We start from the raw sequence: 11,974 nt of genomic DNA, 5'->3' as shown, positions 1-11,974 counted from the left end.
AAATCCAAACACCAACCAAAAAACCCAGAAAACCAACAAAAATTAATGCGAATCAGCCTTCTCGCGATTCGTTCAGGAACCGACGGGCCCGCGAAACACGCGCCTTCATGGTGCCCACAGACACCTCACAGATCCGAGCAGCTTCTTCATATGACATCCCCTGCGCACCCACGAGCGTCAGAGCTTCACGCTGCGCCACAGGCAACGACCACAAAAGCCGATTCAAATCAGAAAGATCAGATAACGCAGCGTCATGAACAGCTTCAGGATGAGAGCGTTCACCATATTCATCCAGAATTGCCCGCTCGCGCTTGCATCTACGGGTATGCTCGTAGAATAAATTACGAAGAATGGTAAATGACCACGCTTTTAGATTCGTATTGTCTGTAAATTGGTCTCGTGAGGCGAACGCCCTCACAACCGTTTCCTGCACCAGATCATCAGCCCGCATGCGATCGCGACTCAGAAAACGAGCAAACGCGCGAAGCTCTGGCAATAATGCAACGATGCCGTCGCGAAACGACACATGTTTTTCATTCTTCAGATCAGAGGCTCTTTTCTGACCATGGTCCGACATGCCAGTTTAACCCCTGTTCGTCATCTAAGTTCCCGGTAAGGAAGGTTTACGATGCCACAGTCGCACCGCAGCGAATTGATCCGCGCTCTTCCTTATGCACGACGCTACGCCCGTGCCCTGACGGGCAGCCAGCCCTGCGGCGATCTTCTGGTCGCGGAAAGCCTGCGGGAACTCGTCACGCAACCAAGGGGCCGTTCCTCGGCGCGGCATGACCTTTATCGGGTCATTTCCGTCAAGGCGGCCGCACTTGAGAAAAACGCGCCACACAATCACACCCTGCCCCTTTCCCAACGACAGCTTCTTCTTCTGACTGCCCTTGAAGGCCTTCCCTCCAATCAGGCGGCGGAAATCCTTGGCATTGATCCCCAGATCGCAGTGCAACAGATCGATGATGCGTACAAAACGATTCGTTCGGTCTCTCAGACAGCCATCCTCATCATAGAAGATGAGCCGATCATTGCCATGGATATTGAAGATCTGGTGATCCGATGCGGTCACACGGTCGCAGGCATAGCCCATACGCAGGCGGACGCCATAGCACTCGCAAAAGAGACAAAACCGGGCCTCATTCTCGCCGACATCAATCTGGGTGACGGTGGAAACGGCATGGACGCAGTGGCGGAGATCATGCGCTCAATGAGTGTGCCCGTCATTTTCGTCACCGCCTATCCGGAATGTCTGCTCACGGGCAATACGATCGAACCCGCCTTTGTGATCACCAAACCATTTGACCCTCTGATGCTCGCTGTTGCGACCTATCAGGCCATCACTGGCGGTGTTCCGGTCCCCTGACCCAATAAAATTGCTGAGCCGACACAAGAGACATCACTCTGAAGCCTTGCAAGAAAGCGCGCTTCGCCGCACTTTCCGCCAATGGCACCTCCCCTTCTCCATCTTCAGGACATCACTCTCACCCTCGGCGGCAAACCGCTGCTCGATGGCGCGGAAATTGCCGTCTCGGCAGGCGAGCGCGTCTGTCTTGTCGGTCGTAACGGCTGCGGCAAATCGACGCTGCTGCGTATTGCCGCAGGTGAAATCCCATCTGACTCCGGAATACGTTTTCTCCAGCCAGGCAGCACTCTCCGTTACCTGCCGCAGGAGCCTGATCTTTCAGGTTACGATTCCGCGCTTGATTATGTGATTGCCGGTCTGACTGACCCCTCCCAAGAATGGCGTGCTTCCGCCATGCTCGACGCGCTCAACATGAGCCCGACAGATAACCCCGCGACGCTTTCCGGCGGAGAAGCGCGACGCTGTGCTCTGGCGCGCGTTCTCGCAGCCGAACCCGACGTGCTGCTCCTTGATGAGCCGACCAACCACCTTGATATGCCAACCATTGAATGGCTGGAGCGGGAGCTTCTCTCCCTTCGCACCGCGATGGTCATCATCAGCCATGACCGTCGCCTGCTGGAAACCCTTTCACGAAGTGTCGTCTGGCTGGATCGCGGCATAACCCGTCGGCTGGATCAGGGTTTCGAGCGGTTCGAAAGCTGGCGTGACGAAGTTCTTGAGCAGGAAGAGCGCGACAGCCACAAGCTCGACCGCCAGATTGCCCGCGAGGAAGACTGGATGCGCTACGGCGTGACAGCCCGTCGCAAGCGGAATGTGCGGCGCGTGGCCGAACTGGCCGCACTGCGCACGACCCGCAAGGAAAATGTTCGTCCTCAGGGAACCGTCACCCTTGTTGCCCAGACAAGCGGCTCTTCTGGAAAACTCGTCACAGTTGCCGAAAACGTCAGCAAAAGCTGGGGTGAGCGCCCTATCGTGAAGAACCTTGATCTTCGCGTTCTGCGTGGCGACCGGATGGGCATTGTGGGAGCCAACGGCGCAGGAAAAACCACCCTTCTCCGCCTTCTGACCGGCGTTGATCAGCCTGACAGCGGCATCATTACCATTGGTCCGTCTGTTGCGATGGTCACACTCGATCAGCAGCGCAAGGCGCTCGATCCGAACACCACCCTGTCCGATACGCTGACTGGCGGTGGTGGCGACATGGTGCAGGTTGGCACCGAGAAACGTCACGTTATTGGCTATATGAAGGACTTTCTGTTCCGTCCTGAACAGGCCCGCACACCCGTTGGGCGTCTGTCAGGGGGAGAACGTGGACGACTGATGCTGGCACGAGCGCTTGCTCAGCCTTCAAATCTTCTGGTGCTCGACGAGCCGACGAACGATCTCGATCTGGAAACGCTCGATCTGCTGCAGGAAATGCTCGCCTCCTATGACGGCACAGTCCTGCTCGTCAGCCATGACCGTGACTTCCTTGATCGTGTCGCCACATCAGTGCTGGCGTCTACGGGCAATGGCACATGGACCGAGTATGCGGGCGGTTACAGCGACATGCTCGCACAGAGAAGCGGTGTAGCGCTGGATGAACGCACCGCCTCAGCACCCCAGATGATCACCGCCCCTGTCGAAACAAAGGCCAAACCGGGTGGCAACAAAACTGGCGGACGGAAGCTGTCCTACAAGGACCAGCACGCGCTCGATAAACTGCCGGGGCAGATTGCCGAGTTGGAAACCACCATCACCGGCCTGCGTGAAAAGCTTGCGGACCCAAATCTCTATACCCGTGATCCCAAGATGTTCGCCAAACTCAGCGACGATCTGGAAAAAACTGAACGTGCTCTGACGGATGCCGAAGAACAGTGGCTTCAGTTGGAGGTCAAGCGGGAAGCGTTACAGGCTGACTGACACCATCAGGCATCCCACGTTCCCGCGCAGGAACCGACATCAATAGCGACGCCACCCTTGGCCGCAATCTGACCGCAGGCATAAGGAGCAAGCCCCGTAAGCACGACCAGAAAAACCGCACCCGGATAAGGCACCCATAGCTGATCGATCTGGGTGAGCATCGTGTCCAGCGCATGATGTTCCACCATGATCTCCGTCACGGCCACCAGCTTGCATCGCGTTGCGATCCGCTCAGCCAGACCGGGTATGTCCGTAACAATGCCGGCAAACGGCAGGCCGGTCAGCAGCCCGCACAACCCCGGATCGCCGCTGGCAATCTCCCCCATCACATCCATCGGCGCGCAGGATTCGGACAGTCCAGCGCGCAGTTCGTGATTTTGCTCCGCGAAAAATCCGATATGCTGATGGTCGAGTTGCAGAACATGTGATGGCGGCACGCAGAGAACAGACGCCTCACGCGCTGCCGCCCGGTAGCCTTTTCCCAGCCGGGACAATGTCAGTGCAGAACAATCCTCAAATGAGGCGCTGCATATGCGCGGCCAGACCGAATCAGCCATTTCGATCATTTCAGTGGGACGGAGGATGCAGGACGCATGCAGACTGGTCGCGCATACAACCCGTGCCTCCAGATATCCGAAATTGACGAGAGAAAACGACGTGCCTTCTTTAATGGCCTTTGTCAGCCGCGCGACAATCTCTTCCGGTCGCAACCATAATGAGGAAGCTTCCAGTACACGGGCCTCTCTCAGAATGACCTGTTCATCATGCGATTTCGCCAGTCTGGCGTTGGCAAGCTGGTTATACAGCGAGATTCTACCGTTCTGATGCGCGGCCATCTCATCGAGCACATCGGCGCTATCGATGAGTTCATCATGATGTCCGAGTATCTCCAGACAGCAAACGTAGTTCCAGGCAGAGAAACGCTCTCCCCCGAGAACACGCACCACATTTCTGAGAAGGGGCAGTGCCTCCTCGAAGCGTCGTGCCTTGAAGAGAGCATCCGCCAGATCAGCATCCTGCTCCGCATTGCGCATATTGGTGCGCATAAGCAGATCGAGCAGTTCTCCCTTCTGCTCGAGAGAGGCTTCCTTCAGTCCATCCAGCAGTATGGCGCGCAGTCGGCGAATGTCTGGCCATTCATCAAGCGTCTTCCGGCACGCCGAAAGCGCCGCGCCAATCTCGCCCTGTTCGAAACTCTGTTTTGCCTGCGAGAGAGAATCTTCAAACCGTCCTGATGTCACGACGTTCACGCCGTCTGTCACGTCGCCACTCAAGTCACATTCCCTCGCTGACAAAACTTCGCAATAAATAACTGTTCAGGCATTTGGCAGGTTCCCCTGCCGATTCCCAAGTTTCTTCATTTCATCAAGAAACTTAATTTCATGGCAAAAAAGCATAAAAAAACGGGCGAGATTTCTCCCGCCCGTCCTGTCTTTCCATCAGACTGATTTATTCGCCCTTCGCTGCGATGGTCAGCAGACCGGTCAGACGCTGTGCGAAAGCCGTCGGGTCCTTCGGATTCTCGCCATCCTGAATACGGGCGACATCCAGAAGCACGCGGGCCAGATCACCCAGAGCCGGGCTTTTCTCAGCCGCCTTACGCGCCAGTTCGAGCACCAGCGGGTTGCGCGGATTGAGTTCCAGAACCGGAGCCGATTCCGGCAGCTTCTGACCGCTACGACGCATAAGCTTCTGCAACTGAAGGTCCGGACCATTCTCGGATGCCGCCAGCACGACGGCGCTGGAGACCAGACGATCCGTGCCACGCACATCGGACACTTCAGCGCCCAGCGCTTCTTTCAGCGCCGGGAGTAGAATGTCCATGTCAGCGGCTTCACCTGTCGCGGCTTCACCTTCGACAGCGAACTTCTCCAGATCGGCCGCACCCTGCGTCACGCTCTTGAGTGTCTTGCCTTCGAAGCTGGTCAGACGATCCGGCCAGAAGGAATCGACCGGCTCGGACAGCAGCAGCACTTCCAGACCACGCGCCCGGAAGCCCTCAAGCTGCGGCGAGTTGGCCACTGCATCCTCATTGTCGCCCGTCAGGTAGTAGATCGCATCCTGCTCAGGCTTCATGCGGCTGATATAATCGGCCAATGTCGTCCAACCGGACTCCGGCTTGTCTTCTTCCTCTTTCACGGCGCTGGAACGGAAACGCGCCAGACCAGCTAACTCCGTGCGGTGCTCGGCGTCTTCCCAGATGCCTTCCTTCACGATGGAACCGAAGTTTTCCCAGAATTTCAGGAACTCGGCATTATCGGCAGAACGCTTCTTGATCTCGTTCAGCACACGACCGGTCACGGCCTTGCGGATGCGAGCCAGAACCGGTGTCGCCTGCAACATCTCACGCGAGACGTTCAGCGGCAGGTCTTCCGTATCCACCACACCGACGACGAAGCGCATCCATGCCGGAACCAAGGCAGCGTCGTCCGTGATGAACATCCGCTTCACATGCAGGCGAATCTTGCTCTCGCGAGCCGGATCGCCGAACTCGAACGGACGTGAACCGGGAATAAACAGCAGCGCGCTGAACTCGATGGTGCCTTCAGCCCGCCAGTGCAGCGTGTCCCACGGTGTGTCGAAGTTATGGGAAACGTGACGGTAGAAATCGTTATACTGTTCTTCCGTCACTTCGCTCTTCGGCTTGCGCCACAGAGCCGTGCCTTCGTTGGCCGGGCTTTCCTCGCCGTCCTTCACGATGGTCACAGGCCACGCGATATGGTCGGCCCACTTGCGGATGATTTCCTGCAAACGCCACGAATCAAGGAACTCGTCAGCATCTTCCTTGATGTGCAGCGTGATGTCCGTGCCGGGCTTGTCGCGGGTCGCAGGGGCAAGCTCGTAAGACCCCTTCCCGTCCGAAGTCCATTTCCAGGCCTCGTCGGAACCGGCGCGACGGGAGACGACTTCCACGCGATCCGCCACCATGAAAGCGGCATAGAAACCGACGCCGAACTGACCAATCAGGTTCGGCTTGTCCTCAGGCTTTGCGCTCTCAAGCTCCTTGCCGAACGCGCGCGTGCCCGAACGGGCGATGGTGCCGAGATTGTTGACCAGTTCTTCCTTGGTCATGCCGGTGCCATCGTCGGTGATGGTCAGCAGACGGGCATCCTTGTCCGGATTGATGCGAATCTTCGCGTCTTCGGGAAGAGCGCGGGCACCGTCCGTCAGCGCCTCGAAACGGCGGCGATCGGTTGCGTCGGCAGCGTTGGCCACCAGTTCTCGGAGGAAAATCTCGCGTTCGGAATAAAGGGAGTGAACGACGAGGTCGAGAAGACGCCCGACTTCGGCGCTGAATTCATGCTTTTCAGCCGAGGAAGACGAGTTCGTAGTCTCCTGTTCGGTCATATAATAAATATCCTTCTGTTTTCAGTTCATTCAAATGCAGTCGTCGAACGACCGTAACCTTCCGTAATGTGTGGTGGTCACAGCCGTTTTTCAAGCGGGAACAGACCCGTAAACCCACAAGGGGTCAGGGCCTATTTGATCATATTCGGTTAAAATGAAGTGCAGAAAAAAGGGAAGCAGAGACCGGCCCTGCTCCCCTTCATAGCCGCGATCAGGCCGCGCCTTTTTCCTTCAGCGCCGCCAGAACGTCTTCCGGACGAACCGGCATGTGACGCAGGCGGATGCCTACCGCGTTGAAGATGGCGTTGCCTATAGCGGCGCCAATGGTAGTGACGCCCGGCTCGCCGAGACCCATCGGCTTTTCGGTGCTTTCGACAAACTCGATGTCCATCTCCGGCACGTCCGGCATACGCAGCGGCGTGTAGGTGTCGAGATTGCGGTCACGGCAAACGCCGTCCACGATCTCGCTGCCTTCACACAGCGCCATGCTGAGGCCCCAGAGCGCTCCGCCTTCCGTCTGCGCCAGCGCACCGTCCGGATCGACGATGGTTCCGGCGTCCAGCACCAGCCAGATCTTCTGACAGGTGACGACACCGGTTGTCCGATCCACATGCACCTGCACCGCACCGGCGGTCCAAGTCGGCATGCCGCGTTCCTGACCGAAGGTCGTGGCGATGCCCAGAGCCGTATCTTTCGGAAGCGGCTTGCCCCAGCCAGCCTTTTCGGCCAGCCGTTTCACAACAGCCGCCTGACGCAGTGCGCCACCGTTGGAATCCGGAGCCTTGCCCTTGTTACGTCCTTCCGGACCGTTGCCGTTCAGCAGTTCCAGACGGAACGCGACCGGGTCCTTGCCGAGTTCATGCGCCAGTTCGTCAAGGAAACATTCCTGCGCCCAAGGGGTCCAGCCTGCACTCACCGAACGCAGCCAGCCGGGGCGGAAAGTTTCCTTGGCAAGATCGTTGCTGATTGCCCGGACACGGAACGTGCCGAAATCGTACCAGCTATCAGCACCAGCGATGGCGAACTGATCGTAAGGCTTGCCGTCCACACCCTTTTCCATGAACGGTCCAGCCATCACTTCCGTCGGCCAGCCAGCCGTGGCGTGATGCTCGAACCCGACGATGGTGTTCTTCTCATCCAGCGCCACGCGCACTTTCTGCACGGATGGCGAACGGATGGAGTCGAACTGCATGTCGTCGGAACGCGTCAGAATCAGCTTGACCGGCTTGCCGCCGATGGCCTTGGAGGCCAGCGCTGCTGGAACCGCATAGTCACCGTTCAGACGACGACCGAAACCGCCACCCAGCAGATAGCTGACCATCTTCACCTTGGATTCCGGCACGCCAAGCGCCTTGGCGATGACCGGCAGGAATAGGGTCTGCCACTGGTTGCCGCAGTGAACTTCCCACGTGCCGTTCTTCAGCTGGGCGATCGCGTTCATCGGCTCAAGCTGATAGTGCATCACCGAAGCGCAGGTGTATTCCTGCTCCAGCACGCGCTTCGCGCCCTTGAACGCTTCATCGACGCCCTTGTCGTTGAAGATCATGGTACCAACATCGGACTTCGCAATCAGTTCGCGTCCGCGATCCTGAATCTGCTTTTCCGTGACATTGGCGGTCTTGCCCGGCGTCCACTCGACTTTCAGCAAATCTGTCGCACGGATGGCGGCCGGATAGCTTTTGGCCAGCACAACAACCCAGCCCGGAACCGTATCACTGGGATCTTCCAGCGTGATGTAACGGATGTAGCCCGGAACCTTCTTCGCTTCGCTGTCATCGACCGAGACAACCTTGGAGCCATAGCGCGTCGGCGGCATCTTCGGACGGCCATAGACCATACCGTCGATTTTCGCATCGATGCCGTAGATCGCCGTGCCGTTGGTCTTGGACGGAATGTCCAGAGACTTAACCGGCTTGCCGATCAGGCGACGCTCCGAAGCCGGTTTGAGCGGCAGAGCCTTCATCTGGTCAGGCGTAAAGCTGCGTGTCGGCTTCGCCTTGGCGACAATATCCCCGAAGCTGATGGAGTAGGAGCCACCAATCACGCGACCATTGCGGGCATGGCAGGAAGAGGCCGGAATCCCCAGCAGCTTCGCGCCCTCCTCGACCAAAATGGTCCGGGCGGCCGCACCGGCCTGACGGAACACATCCCATGTCATCCAGACGGACCAGGAACCACCCGTGACCATCAGACCCCATTTCGGGTCCGTGTCCACATAGGTGATCTTCACCTTGTCCCAGTCGGCTTCCATTTCGTCAGCGATGATCCGGGCGAGAGCCGTGCCGATATGCTGGCCCATCTCCGCGCGGATGATGTTGACATTGATCGTGCCGTCCGGCGCAACCGAGCACCAGATATTGGGCTCGAACTCCGGCGGCGGCAGGGGCGCGCCAAGCGGATAGGTCTGCGCGGCCTTCGACTCACGGGCGAAACCGAACAGGAAGGAACTGCCGACGGCAGCCGAGAGGAAGCCACGCCGGGACAGGCCGCGCCCTGCGGCCCGGTCCTGCTGGGCGGCAATGCGTTCGAGCTTACCCATTGGAGTGATCTCCCTCCGTCTTGGCCGACTTCATGGCGGCAGCAGCTTCCTTGATGGCCTTGCGGATGCGGATATAGGTCATGCAGCGGCAGAGACTGCCACCCATGACGCCGTCGATATCCTCGTCGGTCGGATCGGGGTAATCGCGCAGCAGACTGGCTGCCTGCATGATCTGTCCCGACTGGCAGTAACCGCACTGCGGCACCTGAATTTCCTGCCACGCCTCCTGAAGCGGATGGCGACCTTCCGGATCCAGTCCTTCGATCGTGGTGACGTCAGCGCCTTCGATGGCGGAAATTGGCGTCACGCAGGAACGGGTCGCGCGTCCGCCGACATGCACGGTGCAGGCACCGCACTGGCCGACGCCGCAGCCGAATTTCGTGCCCGTCAGCCCGAGATCGTCCCGCAGAGCCCACAGCAGCGGGGTGTCTTCCGGCACGTCGAGCGAGACGTCACGGCCATTGAGTTTGAATTTGATCATGATACGGCTCCGTGATCCCAGCTCATCCGAGGCTCAGTGCGAGGAATTGACTGGTGGTTCCACCAGCTTGCGGGCGTCAGCAGCTTTCTTCTCCAGATCCGTCCATGGTGGCAGGGTTGTGCGTGTGCGGCGCAGATAGGCAGCGATACGCGCCATATCCTTGTCGTTGAGCGCATTATAGAAACTCGGCATTGCGACGCCGCTCTGGCCTTCTTTGGCGGTCAGACCACGCAGCATGACAAGGTAAAGGTTGGTCGGCTCTTTCAGCCACAGTGCATTGTTGAGCGCGAGTTCCGGGCGACCGAGAACCGGTGCGGGTGCTGCGTTGTAATGGCAGGCACCACAAGCGCCCTGATACAGACGCGCATCCGGGTCCGTGCTGAACCCGACAAGGTCTTTCTTGGAGTCCGCCATGGCGTGCTCAAGAGCGGCCTTGTCACCGGACACACGCTCAGCGGCATGGGCCTTGTCGGCAAAGTAATAGGCGATTGCGTGAACGTCCGATTCCGGCACGGTCGCAAGGAAGTCATGCGCGACAGGCGACATCGGGCCACCAGCCGGTCCGTGCAGCGGGGCCACGCCGTTGCGCAGATACTGATACAGCTCGTCTTCCGTCCACACGACCGGTGTCGGGTTGTTCTGGTTCAGAGGCGGAGCGATCCAGCCATCAACCACGCCACCGTCATATTCATGACTGGGCACCTCTTCGGCACCGGCGAGGTTGCGCGGCGTATGGCACGCACCACAATGCGCGGCACCTTCGGCCAGATACGCACCACGATTCCATTCCGCATTGTGGTTCGGATCAGGCTTGTAGCGACCCGGCGTGAAGAACATCAGCTTCCAGCTGGCGAGCGTGATGCGCGGGGAGATGCTGAGCGGAAAACCATTCGGACGACGCGTCATGTGAACCGCCGGACGGGTCATGATCCACGCATAAAGGTCCGAGATGTCCTCGTCGCTCATCTTGGTGAAATGGTCATAGACGAACGCAGGCAGCAGATGGGAGCCGTCGCGGGACACGCCATACTGAAGTGCCCGACGGAAGGCTGGTTCCGACCAGTTGCCTATGCCCGTCTCAGGGTCCGGCGTGATGTTGGAAGAGAAGATGTCGCCGAACGGCGTCTCCATCTTGTAATCACCGGCAAGCATCGGCCCACCGCCGTTATCCTGACGGGTGTGACATTCAACGCAGTAGCTTTCAGCCGCGACAATGCGCCCGCGCTCAATCTTTTCCGCTGAAAACTGTCCCGGCTGCACAGGGGCGATCTTGGGAATGGCTGGCCACCAAGCGTACCAAAGAAATCCCACTCCGGCGACAATGCCGACGCCCGCAACGCCTGTAAGTATGCGTTTGATCACTCTCAACCCTCACTGCCGGGAAACCGACCGTCTTTCACAATGGAAAGTGACATGTGGCCGCCAGCGAGAAGCTGCCGATCGCATTTGTGTCACTCCGTGCCATGTTTCCATAAATGCATAAATTGGGACTTGGAACCGCAAAACAAGAATATGATCTATGTCATTGCAGAATTTTTACTACCGAAATGCTGCAATGACCTTATTAAGGCACCATCAAGTGAACAAACTGTCTATATTCCACTGAATATAGACATGCGATTACTTCATTGCTTTGATTTGAATATTCAGCCCCTTTCCCTCCCCTCCCTGAATGGATTGGAGCGCGTGAAATGCCATCCGTGCACTGGCGATTCTGACAAATGACTTGAAAGAAGAGGTGCTGTTCTGTATGAGCGCCTTTCCTTCACGCGTCCGGGCCTGTGGGGCATGCCCGGCCGTGCTTTGCCGTTTTCGTCCTTCGGGAAGGAAGCGGCCTTACGTCAAGGAGACTGAAATGCCCAAGATGAAGACGAAGTCGTCGGTCAAGAAGCGGTTCAAGATCACCGCGACCGGCAAGGTGCTCTGCGGCCCGGGCAACAAGCGCCACGGCCTTATCAACCGTTCACAGAAAATGAAGCGCACCAATCGCGGTCCTCAGGTGATGACCGAGATGGATGGCAAGACTGTGAAACAGTGGGCCCCCTACGGGCTGGCTTGAGGAGCACCTTATAAATGGCACGTGTTAAGCGGGGCGTAACGACGCACGCCCGTCACAAGAAGGTTCTCAAGCTCTCCAAGGGCTTCCGCGGACGTTCCTCCACGAACTATCGCATTGCGCTCGAGCGTCTCGAAAAGTCGCTTCAGTACGCATACCGCGATCGTCGTAACAAGAAGCGCGAATTCCGCGCTCTGTGGATCCAGCGTATCAACGCTGCCGTTCGTGAGCATGGCCTGACCTACAGCCGTTTCATCAACGGTCTGGACAAGGCTGGCA

The 11,974-nt window shown here is 58.3% G+C and carries 10 protein-coding genes; 4 read left to right on the top strand and 6 right to left on the bottom strand.

The features are described from left to right. Positions 1-52 precede the first annotated feature (52 nt). The gene (locus tag ABF824_RS13225; protein ID WP_415489477.1) at positions 53-577 is read right to left on the bottom strand and encodes a sigma-70 family RNA polymerase sigma factor; all 525 of its coding nucleotides are present in this window, start codon (positions 575-577) and stop codon (positions 53-55) included. A gap of 51 nt (positions 578-628) precedes the next feature. On the opposite strand from ABF824_RS13225, the gene ABF824_RS13220 reads away from it, so the two are divergent. Both ABF824_RS13220 and ABF824_RS13215 read left to right on the top strand, forming a co-directional pair. Then, the gene (locus ABF824_RS13220; RefSeq protein WP_415489476.1) at positions 629-1,369 is read left to right on the top strand and encodes a response regulator; all 741 of its coding nucleotides are present in this window, start codon (positions 629-631) and stop codon (positions 1,367-1,369) included. Between the two features lie 81 nt (positions 1,370-1,450). Beyond that, positions 1,451-3,271, top strand: coding sequence for an ABC-F family ATP-binding cassette domain-containing protein (locus ABF824_RS13215; protein ID WP_415489475.1), 1,821 nt, complete (start codon positions 1,451-1,453; stop codon positions 3,269-3,271). A 5-nt stretch (positions 3,272-3,276) separates the two neighbouring features. Here ABF824_RS13215 and ABF824_RS13210 read toward each other — a convergent pair whose 3' ends face one another. From ABF824_RS13210 to ABF824_RS13190, 5 genes are all read right to left on the bottom strand, one after another. Continuing rightward, entirely contained in the window at positions 3,277-4,545 is a 1,269-nt protein-coding gene (locus ABF824_RS13210; protein ID WP_415489474.1) for a hypothetical protein, read from the bottom strand. 175 nt (positions 4,546-4,720) lie between these two features. Then, on the bottom strand, positions 4,721-6,619 hold the full coding sequence (gene htpG / locus ABF824_RS13205) for a molecular chaperone HtpG (RefSeq protein WP_415489473.1): 1,899 nt from the start codon (positions 6,617-6,619) through the stop codon (positions 4,721-4,723). 211 nt (positions 6,620-6,830) lie between these two features. Continuing rightward, the gene (locus ABF824_RS13200; RefSeq protein ID WP_415489472.1) at positions 6,831-9,158 is read right to left on the bottom strand and encodes a molybdopterin cofactor-binding domain-containing protein; all 2,328 of its coding nucleotides are present in this window, start codon (positions 9,156-9,158) and stop codon (positions 6,831-6,833) included. Beyond that, a complete protein-coding gene (locus ABF824_RS13195; RefSeq protein WP_018307870.1) occupies positions 9,151-9,639 on the bottom strand; it encodes a (2Fe-2S)-binding protein in 489 nt (162 codons plus the stop codon). The genes ABF824_RS13200 and ABF824_RS13195 overlap by 8 nt, the downstream gene beginning before the upstream one ends. 33 nt (positions 9,640-9,672) lie before the next feature. Beyond that, positions 9,673-11,001: a c-type cytochrome gene (locus tag ABF824_RS13190; protein ID WP_415489471.1), complete on the bottom strand. Its 1,329-nt coding sequence runs from the start codon at positions 10,999-11,001 to the stop codon at positions 9,673-9,675. A gap of 493 nt (positions 11,002-11,494) precedes the next feature. Between ABF824_RS13190 and rpmI the strand changes: the two genes are divergently transcribed. Continuing rightward, complete coding sequence (gene rpmI, locus ABF824_RS13185) at positions 11,495-11,698, top strand: 50S ribosomal protein L35 (RefSeq protein ID WP_415489470.1); 204 nt, start codon at positions 11,495-11,497, stop codon at positions 11,696-11,698. Positions 11,699-11,712: 14 nt separating this feature from the next. Continuing rightward, positions 11,713-11,974: 50S ribosomal protein L20 (rplT, locus tag ABF824_RS13180; protein ID WP_415489469.1), on the top strand; the 262-nt coding region annotated here is incomplete at its 3' end.

The sequence above is a fragment of the Acetobacter sp. genome, assembly GCF_047721705.1.
Lineage (GTDB): Bacteria > Pseudomonadota > Alphaproteobacteria > Acetobacterales > Acetobacteraceae > Acetobacter.
Note: the sequence above shows the minus strand (reverse complement) of the source record. Positions and strands in the feature narration are given on the sequence as shown.

Excerpts from the sequence above, each read along its gene's own strand:
- ABF824_RS13225 (WP_415489477.1), bottom strand. The coding sequence starts at position 577 with ATGTCGGACCATGGTCAGAAAAGAGCCTCTGATCTGAAGAATGAAAAA.
- ABF824_RS13220 (WP_415489476.1), top strand. The coding sequence starts at position 629 with ATGCCACAGTCGCACCGCAGCGAATTGATCCGCGCTCTTCCTTATGCA.
- ABF824_RS13215 (WP_415489475.1), top strand. The coding sequence starts at position 1,451 with ATGGCACCTCCCCTTCTCCATCTTCAGGACATCACTCTCACCCTCGGC.
- htpG (WP_415489473.1), bottom strand. The coding sequence starts at position 6,619 with ATGACCGAACAGGAGACTACGAACTCGTCTTCCTCGGCTGAAAAGCAT.
- ABF824_RS13200 (WP_415489472.1), bottom strand. The coding sequence starts at position 9,158 with ATGGGTAAGCTCGAACGCATTGCCGCCCAGCAGGACCGGGCCGCAGGG.
- ABF824_RS13195 (WP_018307870.1), bottom strand. The coding sequence starts at position 9,639 with ATGATCAAATTCAAACTCAATGGCCGTGACGTCTCGCTCGACGTGCCG.
- rpmI (WP_415489470.1), top strand. The coding sequence starts at position 11,495 with ATGCCCAAGATGAAGACGAAGTCGTCGGTCAAGAAGCGGTTCAAGATC.